This is a genomic window from Marinobacter daqiaonensis, assembly GCF_900115285.1.
Lineage (GTDB): Bacteria > Pseudomonadota > Gammaproteobacteria > Pseudomonadales > Oleiphilaceae > Marinobacter > Marinobacter daqiaonensis.
Genome location: NZ_FOYW01000003.1, coordinates 58812 through 80211, shown reverse-complemented (window position 1 = coordinate 80211; position 21400 = coordinate 58812). Strand labels below are relative to the sequence as shown.

The 21400-nt window shown below is 61.8% G+C and carries 15 protein-coding genes; 5 read left to right on the top strand and 10 right to left on the bottom strand.

All coding sequences use genetic code 11. The features are described 5' to 3' along the window. Positions 1-115: 115 nt before the first annotated feature. The gene (locus BM346_RS15500) at positions 116-5101 is read left to right on the top strand and encodes a diguanylate cyclase (RefSeq protein ID WP_092015273.1); all 4986 of its coding nucleotides are present in this window, start codon (positions 116-118) and stop codon (positions 5099-5101) included. Between the two features lie 197 nt (positions 5102-5298). Here BM346_RS15500 and BM346_RS15495 read toward each other — a convergent pair whose 3' ends face one another. After that, positions 5299-7368, bottom strand: coding sequence for a TonB-dependent receptor family protein (locus BM346_RS15495; protein WP_092015271.1), 2070 nt, complete (start codon positions 7366-7368; stop codon positions 5299-5301). 111 nt (positions 7369-7479) lie between these two features. Beyond that, positions 7480-9306 (bottom strand): ABC transporter ATP-binding protein, encoded by a 1827-nt coding sequence (locus BM346_RS15490; RefSeq protein ID WP_092015268.1) that lies wholly within the window; start codon positions 9304-9306, stop codon positions 7480-7482. 220 nt (positions 9307-9526) lie between these two features. Here BM346_RS15490 and BM346_RS15485 point away from each other — a divergent pair, with 220 nt between their 5' ends. Beyond that, positions 9527-11005, top strand: coding sequence for a hypothetical protein (locus BM346_RS15485; RefSeq protein WP_092015265.1), 1479 nt, complete (start codon positions 9527-9529; stop codon positions 11003-11005). Between the two features lie 48 nt (positions 11006-11053). Here BM346_RS15485 and BM346_RS15480 read toward each other — a convergent pair whose 3' ends face one another. From BM346_RS15480 to BM346_RS15470, 3 genes are all read right to left on the bottom strand, one after another. Continuing rightward, positions 11054-12193, bottom strand: a complete 1140-nt coding sequence (locus BM346_RS15480; protein WP_092015262.1) for an acyl-CoA dehydrogenase family protein — start codon at positions 12191-12193, stop codon at positions 11054-11056. A gap of 14 nt (positions 12194-12207) precedes the next feature. Further along, positions 12208-13386: an acyl-CoA dehydrogenase family protein gene (locus BM346_RS15475; RefSeq protein ID WP_092015260.1), complete on the bottom strand. Its 1179-nt coding sequence runs from the start codon at positions 13384-13386 to the stop codon at positions 12208-12210. 334 nt (positions 13387-13720) lie between these two features. Continuing rightward, the gene (locus BM346_RS15470; protein ID WP_092015257.1) at positions 13721-15169 is read right to left on the bottom strand and encodes a rhomboid family intramembrane serine protease; all 1449 of its coding nucleotides are present in this window, start codon (positions 15167-15169) and stop codon (positions 13721-13723) included. A 267-nt stretch (positions 15170-15436) separates the two neighbouring features. Here BM346_RS15470 and BM346_RS15465 point away from each other — a divergent pair, with 267 nt between their 5' ends. Then, positions 15437-15640 carry a hypothetical protein gene (locus BM346_RS15465; RefSeq protein WP_092015254.1) on the top strand — a complete coding sequence of 68 codons (204 nt, stop codon included), beginning with the start codon at positions 15437-15439 and terminating at the stop codon, positions 15638-15640. A 66-nt stretch (positions 15641-15706) separates the two neighbouring features. Here the strand turns inward: BM346_RS15465 and BM346_RS15460 are convergent, their stop codons facing one another. From BM346_RS15460 to BM346_RS15450, 3 genes are all read right to left on the bottom strand, one after another. Further along, complete coding sequence (locus BM346_RS15460; protein ID WP_092015251.1) at positions 15707-16108, bottom strand: MAPEG family protein; 402 nt, start codon at positions 16106-16108, stop codon at positions 15707-15709. Between the two features lie 4 nt (positions 16109-16112). Next, positions 16113-16355, bottom strand: coding sequence for a GlsB/YeaQ/YmgE family stress response membrane protein (locus BM346_RS15455; protein ID WP_092015248.1), 243 nt, complete (start codon positions 16353-16355; stop codon positions 16113-16115). A gap of 306 nt (positions 16356-16661) precedes the next feature. After that, complete coding sequence (locus BM346_RS15450; protein WP_092015245.1) at positions 16662-16970, bottom strand: hypothetical protein; 309 nt, start codon at positions 16968-16970, stop codon at positions 16662-16664. 212 nt (positions 16971-17182) lie between these two features. On the opposite strand from BM346_RS15450, the gene pdsR reads away from it, so the two are divergent. Further along, on the top strand, positions 17183-17884 hold the full coding sequence (pdsR, locus tag BM346_RS15445; protein WP_092015241.1) for a proteobacterial dedicated sortase system response regulator: 702 nt from the start codon (positions 17183-17185) through the stop codon (positions 17882-17884). A gap of 3 nt (positions 17885-17887) precedes the next feature. Further along, positions 17888-19888: an ATP-binding protein gene (locus BM346_RS15440; RefSeq protein ID WP_092015238.1), complete on the top strand. Its 2001-nt coding sequence runs from the start codon at positions 17888-17890 to the stop codon at positions 19886-19888. A 4-nt stretch (positions 19889-19892) separates the two neighbouring features. Here BM346_RS15440 and BM346_RS15435 read toward each other — a convergent pair whose 3' ends face one another. Continuing rightward, positions 19893-20666, bottom strand: coding sequence for an ATP-binding protein (locus BM346_RS15435; protein ID WP_092015235.1), 774 nt, complete (start codon positions 20664-20666; stop codon positions 19893-19895). Continuing rightward, positions 20663-21397: a polyamine aminopropyltransferase gene (locus BM346_RS15430; RefSeq protein ID WP_092015232.1), complete on the bottom strand. Its 735-nt coding sequence runs from the start codon at positions 21395-21397 to the stop codon at positions 20663-20665. Before BM346_RS15430 ends, BM346_RS15435 begins: the two co-directional genes overlap by 4 nt. Positions 21398-21400: the final 3 nt, after the last annotated feature.

The following is a 21400-nucleotide window of genomic DNA, read 5'->3' as shown; positions in this document are numbered from 1 at the left end:
AGACAGTTTAGTTACCAAGTTATATGTTACTTTTCTTTACAGGTTTGCCCACCACAAAAGAACATAATAATCACACATATCAGCAAACCCGGAACAGTACAGGAGAGCGCACACCATGGCGGTGAGCACCAAGGCCTCCCACACCCCCATCGACTCTCCGGCTGGCTACCGCCTGGGGGAGCAGATTGCCGACGGCGGCGCCACCCGGATCTACCGGGCAACCCGCGAGTCCGACCAGCAGCCGGTCATCATCAAGACCCTGAGGCCGGACCAGGCCAGCCGTGAAAACATCGCCATGCTGCTCCATGAAGCCGAGGTGCTCGCGGAGCTGGCGGGGGACAATATCATTGCTCTCCACCAGCAGACCCGTATCCAGGACCTGCCGGCCCTGGTCCTGGAGGACATTGGCGGCCAGTCCCTGGATCACCTGTTTGCCCACCGGCGACCGGCCCTGAAGGCCTGCGTGGGCGTTGCCGTTGCCATCACCACGGCCCTGAGGAATGTTCACAGGGCCGGCATCATCCACAAGGACGTCAATCCGGCCAATATCATCGTCAACCCCAAAACCAGTGCCATTCGCCTGGTGGATTTCGGCATTGCCTCCCGCTACACCACCGAACAGGCGACCATGATGGCCGCCACATCGGTGCCTGGTACGCCTGGATACATGTCGCCTGAGCAGACCGGGCGCATGAACCGCTCCGTGGACTCCCGGTCAGACTTCTACTCCCTGGGAGCGACCCTCTACGAACTGGTAACCGGACGTCCGCTGTTTACCGCCGAGTCCCCCATCGAGTGGTTCCACTGCCACATTGCCCGAACACCCGTGGCGCCCGCGGACCTGAACAGCAACATCCCCCGGGTCCTGTCCGACCTGATCATGAAACTCCTCTCGAAGACCGCGGAACAGCGCTACCAGAGTGCCACCGGGCTGCTCCACGACCTGAGGGAGTGCTATCGACAGCTCAACGCCACCGCCGCCATAGCGGACTTTCCCCTGGCACGCCGGGATATTCCTGATCATTTCCGGATTCCCCAGCGCCTCTATGGTCGGGAAAAACAGGTTGCGGAACTGCTCGCGGCCTTTGAAGCCGCCTACGACCAGGTATCCCTGGCCCTGGTGGCCGGCCGTTCCGGGATTGGCAAAAGCAGCCTGATCAATGAGCTGCACAAGCCCGTCACTGCGCGGCGGGGCTACTTTATTTCGGGAAAGTTCGACCTGGTACAGCGGGACATTCCCTACAGCGGCCTGGTGGTGGCCCTGAGAGACCTGGTGCAACAGATACTCACGGAGAGCAATGACCGGCTCGCCTACTGGAAAGGCAGGCTGGAGGACGCCCTTGGGCCCAACGGCGCCCTGATGACTGAACTGCTGCCGGAGCTGGAGCTGATCATGGGGCCTCAGCCGCCCGTTTCCCCGGCGGGAGCAACCGAGGCTGAACAACGCTTTCGCCTGACCCTGTTCAACTTTATCCGGGTGTTCAGCCAGGCGGATCACCCCCTGGTACTGGTACTGGATGACCTGCAGTGGGCCGACAGCAGTACCATGCGGCTGGCTGACCTGCTGGTGGACCAGATCGAAGGGGACCGTCTGTTGGTGGTCGGCGCCTACCGGGACAACGAGGTAACGCCGGACCACCCCCTGCTCAAAGCCCTCCAGCAGATGCAGGACGCCGATGTCTTCCTGACCCACATTGACCTCGGACCGCTTGCCGTACCGGATATCTGCCGGCTGCTGGCGGATACCCTGATGACCAGCCATACCGAGGTGGAGCCCCTGGCCCGGATAATCCATCAGAAAACGGAGGGAAATCCTTTTTTTGTGGAGGAATTTCTCAAGGACCAGCACAGCCGGGGCAACATCACTTTCGACCCGATGCAGGGCCGCTGGGTCTGGGACATTGCCACCCTGACCCAGCAGCAGATAACAGACAATGTCGCCCAGCTGATGACCCGCAAACTGGAACGGTTACCGGAAACGAGCCTGAGACTCCTGCGACTCGCCTCCTGCGCCGGTAACCGCTTTTCCCTGTCAGTTCTGTCGCTGATTGCGGAGATGTCGCCCGCCAAAGTGGCCGAGGCGCTCCATGAGCCGATTCTTGAGGGGCTGATAACACCCATCCGTGATGCCTACCAGCTTACCGAGGTGGAACAGAGCACGGATGCCGGCAGGATCACGGTCCAGTTTGCCTTCAACCACGACCGGATCCAGGAGACCGCCTACAACCTGGTGGACGAGCGCACACGTCTGGCGGCGCATCTCGAGATCGGCCGACAAATGCTGCGCAACCTCAATGCGGCGGACCGCAAGGACGGCCTGTTCTCCATTGTCACACACCTGAATACGGCGTCCGCACTCATTGACGACCCGGAAGAAAAACGCGAGCTCTGCCGCCTCAACCTGGAAGCCGGTCACCGGGCCAGGCAGGCCGCGTCTTATCCCATTGCCTACAGTCATTTCCAGCGCGCCATCCTGCTGCTTGGCGACCGTCCCTGGGAGAATGACTATGCCCTGGCCCTGAGCGCCTTCGGGGCCGCCGCGGAGGCCGCCGCCCACATTGGCGATCACCGGGCCCTGAGAATTTTTGTTGATTCCGGCCTGGCGAACGCCCGCGACCTCCTCAGCCGGGTCACCTTCCATGAAATCGAGATCGGCCATTGCATCACCCAGGGAGAACTGGAAAAGGCGATCGATATCGCGCTGCCGCTGCTGAACAAACTGGGTCATCGTTACAACCGTCATCCGAAGAAGTTCCAGGTTGTGCTCCGTTTCCTGAAGTTCAGGAGCCGCCTGAAGACACTGAACCTGGCAACGGTGAAGGATCTGCCGGACATGACGTCTCCCGAGCACCGGGCCGCCTGTCGTATCGGGGCCAGTATCGGCAGCGCGGCTATGTTCGCGGAGCCGATGCTGTTGCCATTGCTGTGCCTCAAAGGTGCCGAGATCTCCCTGGATCATGGCCACAGCCCGGAAACCACCACCGCCTTTTCCATTATCGGCATGATGTTTGCCGAGTCCATGAACGATCCCGATACCGGGGTTGCGCTGGGCAGATTGGGCATTGAGCTGAGCGACCGGTTCAACAGCCGCCGGGGGCGCGCCCAGCATCTTTACGGGTCCGTGATCCAGCACTGGAAGGAACCCCTCCAGAACACCTACGAGAGTCTCCGGCTGGGGGCCCGGTACTGCATGGACAATGGCGATTTCGAGTATGCCGTGCATGCCTCCAACATCCTGGAAGAGTCCATGTTCGCCGCTGGTGAGGAGCTGTCGCGAATTGAAAACCTCACCAGCCATCATCTTGCCGAGTTCCGGGCACTTCATATGGGGGCCATGCTGTACCACCAGGATTCCCGGCTTCAGATGCTGCAAAACCTCCGGGGCCTGTCCCGGAATCCCGCCAGGCTGGTGGGCGAACATTACAACATCGATGAGATGCTGCCCCGGCATCAGGCCGCCAAGGACTTCGCCCTTTCAGACCAGGTGCTTGCCAGGAGTATGTACCTGAGCTACCTGTTCGGTGACGACACCGGAACCCACCGGGCACAGGAAATCGCCGAGCACATGGGGTCCACGGTGTCCGGCGTTCAGGGTTTCTACGGGGGGCGCTGGACATCCTTTATAGCGGTACTCGTGTACCTGCGCAGTGCAGGCAACAGCAAGGGTTCCCGGCAGGCCCGGAAGCTGGTCAAGGGGGTCCGGAAGGAGCTCCGGGCCATGGCCCGGCGACGAAAGACGGACCCGTTCAATACGCCTAACAAGCACGAGTTATGCAAGGCGGAGCTGCTCAGGGTCGAGGGCAGGGAGTTTGAAGCCCACGAGGCGTTCGACAGGTCTATCGAGCTGTCACGTGAACACGGCTTCCTGAGTGAGCAGGCTCTGGCCAGTGAACTGTGTGGTCGGATGCACATGAACGCAGGCCGCATCACCATCGCCATGCCCTACCTCGCAAAGGCGCGGGATCTCTACCAGCGATGGGGCGCGATCGCCAAGGTGCGACAACTGGAACAGCTCTATCCCGACCAGGCCGGCGAACGGCGCTCCGTAACCCTGGCCGGCACCCGGGCCATGGCCATGGCTGAGGTGGACATGACGTCGCTGATGAAGGCCCTGAGGGCCATCGCCGACGAGCAGATCCACAGCCGGATGGTGGCGGCCATCATCGACATTGCCATGGAGTTCGCTGGTGCGCAGCGGGGAGTCCTCGCACTGCGGGACGGCGACGGCAGGCTACGCATCGAGGCGGAGGCTTCCGTGGACCTCCAGGAAACCGTCATCCTGCAGTCTTCCCCGCTCGAACAGTGCGAATCCGTCTCCCAGGCCACCATCAATTACGTCAGCCGGACCATGGAGAGCGTTGTGGTTGCCGACGCCCTGGCCGTCAACAGCGGCGTGCCCGGACTCGACCGCGAGGAATATATCCTGCGGGAGCGGGTGCGCTCGATTCTCTGCCTGCCCATTGCCATCGGCAAGGGCAAGGACAGGGCCCTCACTGGCCTGCTGTACCTGGAAAACAATCACATCAGCAACTGTTTCACGGAGGCGAGAATAGGCGCACTGGAGATCATCGCCGTGGCGGCGGCCGGTCGTCTGGAGCTGTCCCGGAAGGCGGCGGTGGATGGGCTGACCAACCTTTTCAACCACGACTACTTCCAGAATATGCTGCGGCAGGAACTGGCGAGCGTGGCCCGCTATGACCGGGAGATGTCCCTGGTGCTGCTGGATATCGACCATTTCAAGCAGTTCAATGACACCTGGGGTCACCAGCTCGGAGACCAGGTGCTGCGTGAAGTGGCTGACCTGATCAAGGCGAACTCCCGGGAGAACGATACGGCCGCCCGTTATGGCGGGGAGGAAATGGTACTCATTCTTCCCGGCGCCGGGAAGGAGGAAGCGGCCATGGTGGCGGAGCGGATCCGCAAGGCCATTGAACGACATCAGGTGCGGGTTGATGACGAGATCCTCGGGGTCACCGTCAGTCTTGGTCTGGTTACCGCGGACGCCTCCCACGTGGATCCCGAGAAGCTGATCAGGCGGGCTGACAAGGCATTGTACAAGTCCAAGGCGAACGGACGGAACCAGCTGACGGTGGCGGCCTGAATTCGGGGCTGACTGGGTTACGGGGAGTGTAGCTGAAGCTTGGGGGCTGGCTTGAGGGGTGGCGGGGGCTTTCTTCGCCGCAATTCAGGGGCCTTCCCTGGCGCCCGCCTTGCTCCGGGCCATCCCTGGCCCTGCTGCGAAAACCCCCGCCACCCCTCAAGCCGTCAGACTTTTGTGCAACGGCCTGACTGGAGTGCCTAAAAGCCCAGTTCGATGCCTGCATAGAACGTTCGGCCCGCCGCCGGTTCGTAATACCGATCGAAGTTGGCGTTGACCCGGACGTTCTCGAAGTATTCCTCATCCAGCAGGTTGCGGACACCGGCGTACAGGTCGAGACTGTTATCCCCTCCCAGGCGCCAGCTATCGCCAACCTTGAAGTCGAAGCGCCAGTGGCTGTCCACCGACTCGGTATTGGCATTGTCGGCGTAGAAGTCTCCCTCATAGTGTGCACCAACCTCCGCAAAGCGGCCCCCCAGCCCCTGCCAGGCGAGACCGCCGTGCCAGAGAACACCCGGCAGGCCGGGCAGCTCGTTACCGGAGAGGTCATCGCCCTCCTCCTCAAAACGGTCGAACCGGTACCGCGCCCAGGTCACGCTGCTGGTTGCGGTCCAGGCGCTGTGGAACGGCCACCGGATACCGGCCTCTATGCCATCCCGGGAGGTGCGCCCCGCGTTCTCAAAAAAAGTTCGGCCATCGGAGTTTTCAAAGGGTACGAGCTCGTCTTCGACGTTCGCCGAGAACAGGGCCAGCTCGTACTCCACGCCATTATCGAAGAGCCCCCGGGCACCCACTTCGTAGTTCCAGGCCTGCTGGGGTTCGAGATTCGGGTTGAAACCGCCGCCGCCATCCGGGCGCGCGAACTCGGTGAAGGTGGGCGTCTCAAAGGCGTTGCCAACGGTGGCATAGAGTTGGTGGCTGGGCCGGTAGCGAAAGCTCAGGCCGATGCTGCCGGACCACTCCCGGAAGGTGCGCTCACCGTTGTCTTCGCTGCCATCGGCCAGGAAATCGTCATCGATTTCGAGCGCGACCCGGTCATGGCGGACGCCCCCACTCAGTGCGACAGCGTTAGTCAGTAACCACTCGCCCTGCAGGAAGACACCGGTACTCTGGGCCTGCTGGTACTCGTCAGCGGTGACACCGGTGATGTTGCCATCGGCATCCACGGACCGGCGACCGCGATCATCCTGCTGCCAGCCCAGATCCAGCCCGGTCACCCAGGTCAGTGGACGGCCTGCCAGTTCGGTGTCCCGGCTGTATTCAAGGCCCCCACCAAAATAGTCCCGCTGATAGTTGATCAGGCTCGGTCCCGGGAACGGCAGCTGCTGCTCAAAGTCCCGCCAACTGTAGAATGCCCTGACATCAACGGCGCCAGCGGCGAAGTCCCCGTCACGGTAGTGGGCGCCCACCAGCTGTTGTTCCACGCTCTGGCCGGCATCCAGTAACCGGGAGAACCGCCAGGCCTGGCTCGGATCCTCCTCGGCGGCCTCCCGGGTCAGGCCGCCGGGATCCTCGGCCTTGGGGGTGTCCAGCAGATTCAACAGCACCGACACGGACCGATCATTATCCAGGCGGTAACCGAGCTTGCTGTTGAGCAGGTACTTCTCCACCTCGCTCTGGTCCCGGTAGCCATCGGAATGGAGCGCGGTTCCGCTGGCGTAATAATGCCAGTCACCCTGTTCGCCCCCGGCCTGCAGGTTGACCTGCCGCAGACCATGACTGCCAGCCTGCAATCCGATAACCGGCGACTGACGGATATAGCGGCCATCGGTGGTGGTGATGTCGATGACACCGCCGGCGGCATTGCCGTAAAGCACCGACGAAGGCCCCCGGATCACCTCGATCTGCCTCGCGCCGGCCAGGTCGACCGAGTCGATCTGGGCCTGGCCATCCGGCAGAGTGTAGGGGATGCCATCCACGCGGATGTGCAGCCCACGGATCCCGAAGGGCGCCCGTGCCCCGAAGCCCCGGATGGAGATGCGCTGCCCCTGGGCGAAGTTGTTTCGGTTCTGGATATACAGGCCCGGTACCGTTTCCAGCGACTCATCCAGCCGGACGCCCTGCTCGCCCCGGCGGATCTCCCGCTGGTTCAGGGTGGAAACCGCCGCCGGGGTAGCGTAGATGTCCCGCTCCAGGCGGGGAGCGGAGACAGTGATGTCGGGAAGGGTGTCCAAAGTTTCCCTGCCTTCCTCCTGCGCGTTTACCGCACCAGCGAACACCAATGGCAGCAATGCCGCCGGATTCAGCCCAGGCCTTTTCCTTGTTCCCATAACCTCTTCCATCCACAGAGCTTTCATGACTGTTCTTAAAAACAGACAGCTTCAAGAATAGCAGGTAGCGGGAAAAGGGCAGGATCCGCCAAACCGGAAGCAGGCGGCCTGCTACGCCTGCCGCTCACCATACAACTGGGCATAGAGGCCACGCTGGGCGATCAGCTCGTCGTGCTGCCCCTCCTCGATGATTTTCCCGTCTTCGAAGACCACCGCGCGGTCCGCCTGCTTAACGGCACTGAGGCGGTGGGCAATGATCAGCGTGGTGCGTTTTTCCAGGAATGTCTCCAGCGCCTTGTGGAGCTGGAACTCGGTTTCCGCATCCAGTGCCGAGGTGGCCTCATCCAGGATCACCAGGGACGGATCGGTGAGGATCATCCGGGCGATGGCCAGTCGCTGCCGTTGCCCCCCGGAGAGCCGGATGCCCTGCCGTCCCACCATGGTATCCAGCTGCCGGGGCATCTCGGCAACGGTGTGGTCCATCTGGGCGATGGCAAGGGCCTGCCATAGTTCGTCATCGGCCTTGTCCCGCCCCAGGGTGAGATTCTGGCGGATGGTGGCGTTGAACAGCGCCGGGTGCTGGAGCACGGTGGCCACATGCTCTCGCAGGCAGGGTAATCCGATCTGCTGGACAGGCACATCATCCACCAATACCTCTCCCTGTTGCGGCGTGTACATGCCAAGAATGACCTGCACCAGAGTGGATTTTCCGCCGCCACTGGCACCTACCACCGCCACTTTTTCTCCCGGTTCTATATGCAGGTTGATACCCGCCAGCACCTGCTCGTCGTCGGCATAACGGAAATGAACGTCCCGCAGGGTCAGGCTGACCGTATGCCTGTTTCGAAACGGGTTCTGCAGGGCCGGGTAACGGGGCTCTTCCCTGAGGTCCAGAAGCCGGTTGATCCTGGCCAGCGCGGCATTGGCTGCATACCATGCGTACTGCATGTTCAGCATTTCCTGCACCGGCGTCAGCATGAACCAGAGGTAGCCGAAGATGGCGAACATCATGCCGATACTGAGGTCGCTGAACAGCACCGCCACCATGGCGGCGGCACGAAAGCTGTCCACACCGAACTGGAACAGGGCAAAACTTGCCCGCCCGGCGGCATCGCTGCGCCACTGGAAGGTGATGGCATAGTCCCGGACACTGCGGGCCCGCTCCACCAGCTGGCGGATATAGTGTCCCTCCCGGTTGGCGGCCCGCAGCTGGTGAATGGCGTCCAGGGTCTCGGTCAGGTCGCCCTGGAATTCCTCGTAGGCCTTGTTCTCCCGGCGCTTGAGGTCCTTCACCTGCTTGCCGATCACCATGGTCATGTAGATCACCACCGGATTGAACAGCATGATCACCAGCGCCAGTTGCCAGTGGACCCACAGCAACACGCAGGCGACGCCGATCACGGTCAGGCTGGCGACGATGAAGCGGCTGATAGTGGTGCCGAGGAATTCGTCAATGGTGTCCATGTCGGTGATGAAATGACTGCTCACCGCCCCCGAGCCCATGGTCTCGTATTCCGACATGGACACCCGCTGCACCCGCTCCAGCAGCCGGCTGCGCATGCGGAAGATGATGTCCTTGGAAATTTTGGAGAACTCCCGGGACTGCAGGACGTTGAAACCCAGGGCGGCAATCCGCAGCAGGAACGCCACCAGCACCATCAGCCCGATGTAGACCACCGGTGTCTCCCACCCCGCAGGCAATACCTGGTTCATCACCGGCAATACCGGACCGGGCTCGTCCAGCAGAACCTCGTCCACCAGTACCGGCAGCAACAGCGGGATGGGTACACTGACCAGGGTGGCGCAGATGGCCAGCAGATTGGCACGCGCCAGCCGTGGCCGGTGCTTCAGGGCCAGCCTGAAAATGGTGCTCCAGGTGTAGTGGCGCTGGTCCGCGGACTGCGACGACTGGTCGGGTGTTGGTGCAGGTGCGTTCAAGGCAGCTCCGGGCTGGGACAGAGAATCGGCGGGATGCCACGATTCCCGCGCAGGCTACCTGAAGCTTACGTAGATTTCAGCGGTCTGGGTTGCTCAAGGCGATCAGTTTGGCCGGCACAGTCGGATAAACTGCTTTTTCCCCACCGTATGATGCCTGACCTGGCTCGATCTTGCCGTATCTGCAATCATACCGCTAACTGCCTTATGGAAGACGCGACCCGTGAAAAACGACTGCCATTACCACCCGGGCGACCCCGCCAAGTGGCACTGCCGCGAATGCCAGCTGCATTACTGCAGTGCCTGCATGCCGGACGCGGATGCCCGACGCCAGCACGGGCTCTGTCCCCATTGTGGGCGGACGATGCGTTATCTTGGGGCGGCAACGGAGGTTGAGCCGTTCTGGCTGCGCCTGTCCCGTTTTTTCCGCTATCCCTTCCATGCGGACCCACTGATTGTGATCGCGGTCTGTACCTTTGTCCCCCTGTTCCTGCAGCAGGACATCCTGGGGGTGGTGATCTCCTTCGTGCTGCTGCTGGCGCTGTTCAAGTACACCTACGCGGTTATCCGCCACACCGCGGAAGGTCATATGAAGCCGCCGCCGGTGGCCACCGCCTATACCGGTGAGGGTTTCGCCATTGTCATACAGCAGCTTCTTGTCTTTGTTGCCATGGTTGCTCTGGTGGTGGCCTCCGGCATTTTCCTGGGCCCGCTGCCGGCCATGGTGGTGGCCGCCTTTGCGATTCTGGCGCTGCCGGCCTCCATCATGGTGCTGGCCATGGAACATTCGGTGGTTGCGGCCATCAATCCCCTGAACCTGGCCACCCTGATCTCCCGCATCGGCTGGCCCTACTTCCTGTTGTACGGCTTCCTGATTCTCCTCACCCTGGCCTCCGGTGCCGCCCAGGAGTTCGCCGCCAGTCACCTTGACCCTGCCATTGCCCAGCCCCTCGCGGGTTTTCTCAACAGCACCTACACCCTGATGCTGTTCCACATGCTGGGATACCTGCTGTTCCAGTATCAGGAGGAGCTGGGCTTCGCCAGTGACTTCCAGGAAGATCTGCCGACAACGGAATCCAGCCAGCGGGACCGCACCCGCCGTGTCGATGCCGATATCGACATGAACCTCAAGGAAGGAAACTACAACTTGGTCGCCGGCATACTGGAGGAGGCCCTGAAGAGGGACACCCACAATCCGATCCGGCTGTCGCAACTGTATCAACTGGCCCTGGCACGAAACGACGTTCAGGACCTGGCCAGGCATCACGTCAAACTGTTGCGATGGATGATCGCCCACCGCAAACACCAGGAAGTGAGAACCCTCCTGACAGTGCTCGCCCGCCATGACCCGGATTTCCGGATCCAGGACCCGGAACTGGTGGTGGACGCCGCAGACCTATTGTTCCACCAGCAGGATTATCGCCAGGCACTGCGCCTGCTGAAGGACTTCCACAAGCGGTTCCCTGGTAGCGAGCAGATTGCACCGGCCTACATCCTTGTGGCGCGCACCCTGGCCAATGGCTTCGAGCAATGGGAAAAGGCCATCAGCTTCCTCAGATTCGCGGGCAAAAGCACGACGGATGAGCAACGGCTGCAGGCGATCAATACTTACCTTGAGCAGGCAAAACGGCAGGAACCACTGAAGGGCCCCAGGGCAAGCTTTGGCCCGGCGGCAGAAACGAAACAGGCCGGCTCATTCTGAGCCGGCCTGCCTGATACGTCCGTTGTTACAACGGTCGGGATCGGTCCGTCAGAAGCCCTTCAGGGTGGCCACCCGGTCGGCGTGATAGCGGAAATCCCCCAGCAGCAGCTGGACCGGACGGGCCCGCTTCATGAACAGGCCGATATCGAATTCATCGGTCATGCCCATACCGCCGTGGAGCTGCACACCCTCGTTGGTGACCAGCTCTGCCACCTGGCTGGCCTTGGCCTTGGCGGCACTGACCAGGAGGGAGGCCTGGTCATCACTGGCATCCAGCGCCATCAGGGCCTTCAGCACCATGGACTTCACCTGTTCCAGCTCGCTCCACATGTGGGCGGCGCGGTGTTGCAGCGCCTGGAAGGAGGAGATGTAAACGCCGAACTGCTTACGCTCCTTCATGTAGGCCACGGTCCGCTCGAAAGCCTCACTGGACAGGCCCAGCAGCTCCGCCGCCAGATGGGCGTTGCCGATATCGAGCACCTTCTGTAGCGACTCATAGCCCTGATCCTTCGGGCCTAGAACGGCATCAGCACCGACAGCCACGTTCTGCAGCTCAACCTTGGCGTAGTTACGACCATCCGGAAAGATGGTGCGCTCGACGGAGACGCCTTCCGCATTGGCGTCCACCAGGAACAGGGTGATGCCCTGCTCGTCCCGCTCGCCACCGCTGGTGCGAGCGGATACGATGAGGGTGTTGGCAATATGGCCATCAACCACGAAGGTCTTGTTACCGTTCAGCACGAAACCGTCGCCCTGGGCCTCTGCCTTTGTAGCCACCCGGGCAGGCTGGTGACGGCCGGTTTCATCGATGGCAAGGGCCATCAGGTGGGTGCCCGCGGCAATATCCTTGAGGATATCCTTCTGGCTGCCGTGGCCTGCCAGCATCAGGGCGCAGGCCCCAAGAACACCAGAGGCAAACAGCGGTGAGGCCGCCAGGGTGCGACCCCCTTCCTCCATGACCTGGCCCATACCAACGTGGCCGAATTCCGAGCCACCGTAGGCTTCGGGAATCAGGGTCCCGGCCAGGCCCAGTTCAACCGCCTGGTTCCAGAACTCGGGCACGTAGCCCAGAGGATCTTTCTCGTCCCGCAGTTTGCGCAACTGGGACACCGGCGCCTGGTCGCTGAACAGACCCTGGGCGGCATCCTTGAGCATCTGTTGTTCTTCAGTCAGTACAAGCTTTTGCATGTCTCTCTCCGCCCTTAGCCAAGTCCGAGAATGTTTTTGGCGATGATGTTCAGCTGAACCTCAGAGGTACCGCCTTCGATGGAGTTGCCCTTCGTGCGCAGCCATTGCTGGGGCAGTGCGCCGGCGGGGCGGCTGTCACCCTCCCAGATCAGGCCTTCGCTGCCATAAGCGGCAACCAGCAACTCGTAACGACGCTTGTTCAGTTCGGTACCGGCGTATTTCAGCATGGCGGAAACATTACCCACGCCCTGGCCAGCCTTGGCTTCGTCCCTTGCCCGCTCTGCCGTCAGCTCGTAGCCGATGGAGTCGATGGTCCAGGATGCCACTTCAGCACGGAGCATCGTGTCCGCCAGCTTGCCGTCCTGCAGACCAACGGCACTGGCCGCCAGCTGTGGCAGGGTCTTCTGGCCGGCGGCGGTGCTGCCCATGTTGCCGATCATGCTGCGCTCGTGGGTCAACAGGTACTTGGCAATGGTCCAGCCCTTGTCCACTTCACCCACCACCTGGTCCTTCTCGACCCGGACATCATCCAGGAAGGTTTCACAGAAGGGGGATTCGCCGGAGATCAGCTTGATGGGACGGGTGGAAACTCCGGGAGTCTCCATGTCGAACAGCACCAGGCTGATGCCTTCCTGTTTCTTGACGTCCGGATTGGTCCGCACAAGGGCGAACATCCAGTCGGCCCTGTCGGCATAGGAGGTCCAGATCTTCTGACCATTGACGATGAAGTGGTCGCCCCTGTCCTCGGCTTTGGTCTGCAGACCGGCAAGATCAGAGCCGGCACCTGGCTCGGAATAACCCTGACACCAGCGGATCTCTCCGCGCACGATGGGCGGCAGATGCTGCTGCTTGAGGGCCTCGGAACCGAACTTGAGAATGGCCGGACCGATCATCCAGATACCGAAGCTGTTCAGTGGGGGGCGAGCCTGGATGCGGGCCATTTCTTCCAGCAGAATCTTGTGCTCGGCACGGCTCAGACCGCCACCGCCGTATTCCGTGGGCCAGTCCGGCGCTGTCCAGCCTTTCTCCGCCATACGCTCCAGCCACAGGCGCTGGTCTTCGCTGTAGAACTTGAAATTGCGGCCACCCCAGCAGACTTCTTTTTCGCTGCCGAAGGGGGAACGCATGCTCTGGGGGCAGTTCTCTTCAAGCCATGCCCGGGTTTCCTGACGGAAGGTATCCAGATCAGTCATGCTTGCTCTCCTTGGGGCAGCACCGGCCTGCGAGATATCGATCAGGCATGTTGTCGAGGAGTTACTGTGCTGCCAGTGTCACGGTTGTGGAATACGGTTCCGCCCAGCAGAAACCAGCGAGCGGAAAATCGTCAGAAATAATGCCTTATTCAGTGCGCGTCTGTCATGCCCCCATCGAAACAAAATTCGGCCGAAAATACTTTTATTCAACAATTTCAATAATTTGTAAATAAAAGCGACAATACACCAATGTACGGAAAGCGGAACTGACCGGTTCAGGGGACGGACGATCCAGGGGAAATGAACCGGCTGATGAAACCGCCCCCACGTCGGCTTACAGTGTTTTGAGCAGCAGCCGGTACTCGTTGGCCTTGGGTTCCATTCGCCGTTTACCGAATTCGTCCGCCAGGAGCCTGCCTGCCTCCCGAACAAGCTCCCGGTGGCCGGTATCCCTTACCCGGGCAAAGGCTTTTTCAGCGACCTTCAGGTCATCCTGGCGCAAAGCCGCGAACAGTACCCGGTTATGTTCCTCGGCCTCCAGGGGATGGATAGCTTCGCCCAGTTCCAGATATTCCTGCCAGGTGCGCAGGAGGTTGTCGGGCTGTTGCAGCTTCAGATACTGGTTAAGCAGCTCACGGGTCCGCTGTCGGTACTCCGCCAGGTCCGGACGCAGCTTGGCGAGTTGGTAAAGATGCTCCAGGACGACCGGCCGGTCGGGATAGTCCCGCCAGAGGGCTTCGAACCGTTTCCTGGCAAGAGTGAAATCCATTCGCGCCAGGGCCTCCATGGCATCGGCGTAGTCATGGGTAAACTGCCGGTCCTGCTCCTCCTGCTCCGGTTCATGGAAGGCCTCCCGGGCCTGGAACCAGCCCTTGCCCAGCAGCAGGATCAGCCCTGCACCAGCCACCAGGCCGCCGGCATGGGCCATGTAGGCAATACCCGTGGACCCGGCCGCCCAGTAATCGTAGAGCTCCTTGCCGATCCACACTGGCAGGATGGCAAGGGCCGGCGCCCGGAAGTAGTTGAAATACACCCCCAGGAAATAGAAGAACCGGATCCGGCGCATTCCAAAGAAGGCGACGTACATTCCCATCAGTCCTGAGATCGACCCGGACGCGCCCACCAGCGGAATCTTGCTGCCCCAGGAAAATCCCGTGTAGATCAGCGCCGAGAAGACCCCGCACATCAGATAGGCCAACAGATAACGCCCGGGCCCGAGAGCCTTCTCCACCGTGAATCCCAACAGGAACAGGAAGACCAGGTTGCCGATCAGATGGCCCCAGCCCCCGTGGAGGAACTGGTACGACACCAGGGTGTAGAGACTTGGCTCCGCGGGCACCAGCCCCGCCTCATAGGCACTGATCTCATTGATCAGGTTTTGCTGGATGGGAACACGAGCCTCGGTCCAGTACTGCCGTTGCCGCCCATTCATCAGCAGGTCGCGGTTGGCCAGCAGGTAGTCGAAGAACGGTCGATCCATCAGCATGGTCACTGCAAGACTGGCCCGCTCGCCAGCCGCCACAGTCTCACGGAAGGCCTCGAGGTCCGTCCTCCGATCCGCCTCTCCTTCCAGCCGGATTTCCCGCTCCAGGTAAGTCTCGTAGATCGGCGCTTCCAACCGGTCAAGCCCCTGATCCAGATAGTGCTGGACGGCCGTGTGCAGGAGCCTGGGGTCCTTGCCCTGGTAGAACACAAAAATAACCAGGCAAGCCAGCATCAGCGCCAGGGTCATCCAGGGCGGGTTCTTCCAGTCCAGGCTTTTTTCAGCGGGGATAATCAGCATCGGCGGCCACTATTGCGCACAATTGATCGGTTTCCTGATCGGGTTTTAACACAGCAGGGCCAGCTTTTCCCGCTGTAATAAGCATGAACCCACGAGAACGAGGAACAGCGCATGTCATACAGATGTCACGGCAATGCCATTCAATCAGCAGAGCGGTGGGGGCGCACCTTCCCGAATGGCAACAAGGTGTTGCCAAGCCCCCGGGGACAAACGATAGTATGCGGGCATAAGAACAATAGCCTGACCCAATAATATAAGGAACGTGACATGACCGTACTAGTACTGGATAGGCCGGAGCTGATTGCCCGCGCAGCAGCTCTCGAAGCGGCCCAGGCCAACAGGGAGGTGCCAGTGGAACAGGCCAGGGTAATGCAACCCGAAAACAGGATCCCAGCCGAAACACAGCCCCGGCTGGAACGGAGCGAGGAACTTTTGGAGCGGGAATCGTCGGGGCTTGCGCTGATGGTGTAACCCTGCGGATCAGGGCTCGACAACGCCTCCTTCGGGAGGCGTTTCCCGTTTAGCGGAGCCCCATTGTCAGGGCCGGACCTGAATGACGTTCCAGACCACCAGAACAGCCATGACGAGAATGCTCAGCCAGGTAAGCAGAGTACCCACCAGCCGGGCCTTATGGGGGCCACCGTTGCCGTTGAACATGCCGAAGACATGCAGGAGGCGGCCGCCGACAAATGCCATTCCGACCCAGTAAATCCACTGGGCCCCGACACCGTTGAGCTCCCCCACCGCCATCAGGATAAGTGCCATGGGGGCGTATTCCACCAGGTTACCCTGGGTTCTGACCGCCACCTCAAAGCCACGATCGTCGTTCACTCCGAGACCCTGGCCATATTTGAGGCGAAACATCGACACCCGAAGGGAAAGAAGCAGCAGTAAAACCGCTGTCACAGCGGCGAAAATGGCAGTAACCGGCATCAACATCTATTCAATCCTTCTTGATCGCGCCGACAATAGCCAGCAAAAGCACCGCGCCAACGGTCGCCGTCACAAGCTCACCGATGGCTCCCTGGGGAGAAAGCTGCAGCAGCCTGAATACGAATCCGCCAAGAAATGAACCGACGATACCGATACCGACATTAGCAAGAACACCGAAACCGCGGCCTTTCATAATCAGTCCGGCCAGCCAGCCGGCCACGCCACCGATAATCAGAAACAGAATCAGGTTCATCCGCGCATACTCCCTGGTCAGGACAGGATGGCCGGGTATGAGCCCGGCCATCGGTTGAGAATGACCCCGAGATTGCCGGGATTTGCGGGCGCATGCAAGCTCTCAGCCCTGGCCCGTCGTTGGTGGCAGGGGCCGGCCCGGCATCTTCCCCTGACCAGGGCCGGTTTTCCAAGCGGGCCGCCTGGCTGCGGGCCCAGGCCAGGGTGAGCACCTCCTGGGCGACCACGGCCTTCAGGGGAATCCACAGTCCGGCGACCAGCACCGTGGCGGACATCGAAAATGCAAGCAGAAGGATACGGCCCATCATTACGCTCCCACACGATCAGGGCCAGCTGCCCGGGCGAGCTCCGGTTCAACTCCGCCTGCCAATGTCCGGGACGGCGCCTCTCGGCTCTGCTTCGGTGAGCAAAACTCCCCGGGGCCCTGTGGAAGGCGACTGTCATGCGCTTCCGCCTCCACGAACAGCGGCTGCACCAGTAGCAGCATCAACATGGCCAGCCACAGGCTGGCGCCCTCCCATCGCCGCCGCCGGGTAAGGTTCTGGTGTTCCGGGTTTGCTGAGAGGCGACGAAGGGCCGGACGGGGATAGAGGGGCAATAGCATTATCTGCGGCATGACTCGGTTCCTGTGATCAATGGGTGCGGTGCCTTAGCTGCGCACCATTGAAACGGAACGAAACGACCATCCTGTGCATCAACCTGTCCGGGAACGGGTCGGAAAATGATGAATTGTGGCAAACCGGCAAAAACCGCTCCCTCACGCTTGTTACCGTGCAGGGGGGCTGGTTACATTGGGCTCACGCTGACGATCACCGAAGCTGGAGAGCCATGAAACGACACATTGTTCTGGTGGAGGACGAGCCCGCCATCCGGGAAAACTATCGGGATGCTTTCGAGCGTCGGGGGTACAGGGTGTCGGTCTACGGTGACCGTCACGCTGCGCTGTCGGGGCTCAGGACCAGTCTGCCGGACCTGGCCGTCATCGATGTGGGACTGGGCGACGAGCCAGAAGGAGGCTTCGACCTGTGCCAGGATCTGCGTCGGCAGTCCGCCACTCTGCCAATCATCTTCCTGACCGCCCGCGACAGCGATATCGACTCGGTTCACGGCCTGCGCCTGGGAGCGGACGACTATGTCACCAAGGACATGAGTCTGGATCACCTGCTGGCCCGCATCACCGCCCTGCTGCGCCGGGCGGATGCCTGGGCCGAAGCACTCCAGCGCCCGGACGAAGTGCTGGAGCGGGGGCGGCTTACCCTGAATGTTGATCGCATGACCGTTGCCTGGAACGGCACACCGCTGGAACTGACGGTCACAGAATTCTGGATGCTGCACGCCCTCGTCCAGCACCCCGGCCACATCCGCAATCGCGATCAGCTGATGCAGGCAGCCAGCACAGTACTGGACGACAATACCGTCACCTCCCACATAAAACGGATTCGCCGCAAGTTCCAGCAGATAGCGCCAGAGTTCGACGGCATCCAGACCGCCTATGGCATGGGGTATCGCTGGAATGCCCGTGAGATCTAGGAAGTGACCCTCAAGCGTCAGTTATTGCTGGCCAGCCTGCTCATGCTGATGATCCCGTGGGCGGGACTGCAGTTCGTGCTTGAGCTGGATGAAGCCCTGCGTGACCAGGCCGCCGAGCAGCTCGGCACCCAGGCGCGACGGATGGCCAGCCTGGCTGAAACCGAGCTCTCCTCCGTTCCGCCGGTGGAGCATCGCAACGACATCATCTACGCCAGCCAGCTGTCGGGGCCGCCAAACCTGGACGGCTACGCAGATGACTGGCCCGGCTACGAATATGACGACCAGCCCTGGCAGACCGTCCACGGCGATTCGACTGAGCTGTCCTGGCAGGCGTCAGTTCATGGGCGTCATCTCTACCTGCTGATCCGTACCAACTGGGGACGCCCCGTTTACTTCAACCCAGCCGCTCCCGGCCAGCCCCATGAATTCCTGCGGCTTCGATGGCAGGACGAAGGTAAAATCAGGGAACGCCTGGTACGCACCGCCGCGCCGGGGCGGGTGGTCGGCCAGGTACCGGACACTGCCCGCCGACAGGATCACCGGGTAACCGGTCACTGGGAAAGCCGGAGTGATGGCTATCAGCTGGAGTTGCGTCTGCCCCGCCCCGGATTCGGGGAGCGCCTGGGTTTCGAAGTTGTCTGGCCGGACCCGGATAACCCGGAAATCAGCCACAGCCTGGGGACATCCCAACAGCCACCGTCGACCCTGGGGGGCCGCCTTCCGGAACTGGAAGCCCGGCTCGACGACCTGCTGGCGGTGGGGCAGCGGGTCCTGGTACGTGAGCCCGCCGGCTGGGTGACTGGTCATGGTCACCGCCCGCTCGCAGATGCCACTACCGACCTGGACGACCTCGGCCCCCTGGAAATTCTCGAACGAATCGTCCTCAATGGCCTTCGTGCACTGGTGCGCCTCAACCAGCCTGAGCCAGCGGCCTTTGACGCCAGCAGCGAATACCTCGCCGACCGACCCGGGCCCGGCCTGGTGGAACATCCGGACGGGGAACGTCTGCTGATGGTGACCGAGCCCCTCGAGGATGGCCGTCTGCTGGTGCTTGAACAGACTCTTGACCGCATTCTTGCCCTGTCCGGCAGTACCCTGGGATCGGTCATTGCCCGCAGCGCATTGCTGATCGTCGCCCTGATGCTGGTGCTGCTGGGTTATGCCAGCTGGCTGTCCTGGCGCATTGCGCGGCTCCAGAAGGCGGTCAGGGCCAGTGTGGACCCGGACGGTCGCATTCTCGCCGGGGTGCCCGCCAGCAGTGCGAAGGACGAACTCGGGGAACTCAGCCGCCAGTTCAGCCAGATGGTCGAACGGTTGCAGGGGTATACCGACTACCTGGAGAGTTTTTCCCGCCGACTGTCCCATGAGCTGAAAACGCCGGTGGCCGTCATTCGCTCCTCTCTGGACAACCTGGATCACGCCTCCAGCGACAAGGAGCGGCGGAACTACCGTGACCGGGCCCGTGCCGCCACCGACCGCCTCAGCCAGATCCTCCAGGGCATGAGCGAGGCGGCGCGGCTGGAGCAGAGCTTCGACCATGCCGAGAAGGAAACTTTCGACCTCGACCCGGTGCTGAGGGAAACTGCCGGGGCCTACCAGGCTCTGGCACCGGAGCACCGGATCCGCTACCAGGGGCCAGATCATGGGGCCCCCCTCACCGGCTCACCGGAACTGATGGTTCAGATGCTGGACAAGCTGGTGGACAATGCCCGGGATTTCACCCCGGAAGGAGGACTCATCCTGATAACGCTCTCCCGCCAGGGTGACCAGCTGCAACTGACGGTCTTCAACGAAGGCTCCGCCCTGCCGGAGGCTCTCGCCAGGGATATCTTCAACCCCTTCGTTTCCATTCGCGGCGGCAATGCCGAGGGCCACCTGGGCCAGGGATTACTGATCGTGAGGTTGATCGCCGAGCACCACGGCGGCCGGGTTCGGGCCGACAACCATTGCTCGGATGGCCTGGAAGGCGCGCGCTTCCGGATTGACCTGCCGGCAGCGCCCTGACCCGCTACTCGAAATCGCCGCTGAACTGGCGGTAGAACTGCTGGGCCGTCCGGCCACTGCGAACGCCCCTACTGGTTGCGAAGCGGAGGGCGTGCCGGTGGAGCGCCTCACGGTCCCTGACCCCCGGGAACAGCGCGTCGACAGCCTCCAGGTAGGTGTCCTGGGGAAAGGGATAGAACGACAGCTGCAGACCGAATCGGTCCGCGAGGGACACCTGCTCCTCAATGGCCTCGGCCGGATGCAGTTCGCCGTCCCGGACCTCGCTCCTGAGATTGTCCGCCATGAACTCCGGCATCAGGTGGCGCCGGTTGGAGGTGGCGTATACCCGCACGTTCTCGGGCGGCAGCTCCAGGGAGCCTTCCAGTACGCTCTTGAGAGCCTTGTAGGAGGACTCCCCCGCCTCGAAGGAAAGATCGTCGCAGAAAATCACGAAGCGGTAGGGCTGCCCGGCGATGTCATCGACAATCTCCGGCAGGTCCACCAGGTCGTCCTTGTCCACCTGGATCATACGCAGCCCCTGATCCCCGTAACGGTTAAGCAGCGCCTTGATCAGGGAGGACTTTCCGGTGCCCCGGGAACCCCAGAGCAATACATTGTTGGACGGCTCGCCGGCAATAAAGCGCTCGGTGTTGCGGGCCAGGGCGTCCTGCTGACGCCCCACACCCCGGAGCTGATCCCAGCGAATGGGGTCAAGCCGCCTGATGGGCCGCAGACCCTGGCGGTGCCTGCGCCAGACGGCAGCAAGGGCAGAGGACCAGTCCACAGTGACTTCCGTCACGACCGTGCCTCGCCGCGGGCCCGGGCCAGATAAACCGTGTTGGTGGCCTCCCGGTTCTGGAACGGGTTGTAGAAAGACACCACCCGCGCCTCCGGAACAAGGAAGACCTCCTTCAGAACCGCCAGAAAATCCTCATCGGGCGGGTCGTTCGACCACATGCCGAACATACCCCCCGGCTTCAGCTGTCGCGCCATTCGACCGAGTGAGTCGGCGTTGTAGAAGCTGGCGTTGGTCTCATTAAGGAGCGCCCGGGGCGAATGGTCAATATCCAGCAAAATGGCATCGAACAGACGGCCGGGACGGGCGGGATCGAAGCCTTCCGCCGGGTCCGACAACTCGAAGAAACTGCCATGCACGTAGCGGCAGCGGGGGTCGTCGTTAAGCACCTGGCCGAGGGGGACCTTCTCGTCCCGGTGCCACTGGATAACCGTCTCCAGGGCATCCACCACAAGCAACTCATTCACGCGGTCGTGCTTGAGGGCAGCCTCGGCGGTATACCCGAGCCCCAGTCCGCCAACCACCACCGCCAGGTTGTCTCCGGTGGTCAGATCCAGGGCCAGGTCCGCCAGGGCGACCTCCGCTTCCACGAACATGCTGGACATCAGGAACTCGTCCCCCAGCTTCACCTCATAGATATCCCGATCACCAATGGCCGGGATCCTGCGGCGGCGGAGGGTGATCTCTCCCAGGGGCGAGGGCTTGCTGTCAATCTGCTCGAATAGAAGACCCATGAT

Bases quoted from the DNA above. Each gene is read 5' to 3' on its own strand.
- BM346_RS15500 (WP_092015273.1), top strand. From the start codon at position 116: ATGGCGGTGAGCACCAAGGCCTCCCACACCCCCATCGACTCTCCGGCT.
- BM346_RS15495 (WP_092015271.1), bottom strand. From the start codon at position 7,368: ATGGGAACAAGGAAAAGGCCTGGGCTGAATCCGGCGGCATTGCTGCCA.
- BM346_RS15470 (WP_092015257.1), bottom strand. From the start codon at position 15,169: ATGCTGATTATCCCCGCTGAAAAAAGCCTGGACTGGAAGAACCCGCCC.
- BM346_RS15450 (WP_092015245.1), bottom strand. From the start codon at position 16,970: ATGCCGCAGATAATGCTATTGCCCCTCTATCCCCGTCCGGCCCTTCGT.
- BM346_RS15430 (WP_092015232.1), bottom strand. From the start codon at position 21,397: ATGGGTCTTCTATTCGAGCAGATTGACAGCAAGCCCTCGCCCCTGGGA.
- BM346_RS15475 (WP_092015260.1), bottom strand. From the start codon at position 13,386: ATGACTGATCTGGATACCTTCCGTCAGGAAACCCGGGCATGGCTTGAA.
- BM346_RS15480 (WP_092015262.1), bottom strand. From the start codon at position 12,193: ATGCAAAAGCTTGTACTGACTGAAGAACAACAGATGCTCAAGGATGCC.
- pdsR (WP_092015241.1), top strand. From the start codon at position 17,183: ATGAAACGACACATTGTTCTGGTGGAGGACGAGCCCGCCATCCGGGAA.
- BM346_RS15465 (WP_092015254.1), top strand. From the start codon at position 15,437: ATGACCGTACTAGTACTGGATAGGCCGGAGCTGATTGCCCGCGCAGCA.
- BM346_RS15455 (WP_092015248.1), bottom strand. From the start codon at position 16,355: ATGAACCTGATTCTGTTTCTGATTATCGGTGGCGTGGCCGGCTGGCTG.
- BM346_RS15460 (WP_092015251.1), bottom strand. From the start codon at position 16,108: ATGTTGATGCCGGTTACTGCCATTTTCGCCGCTGTGACAGCGGTTTTA.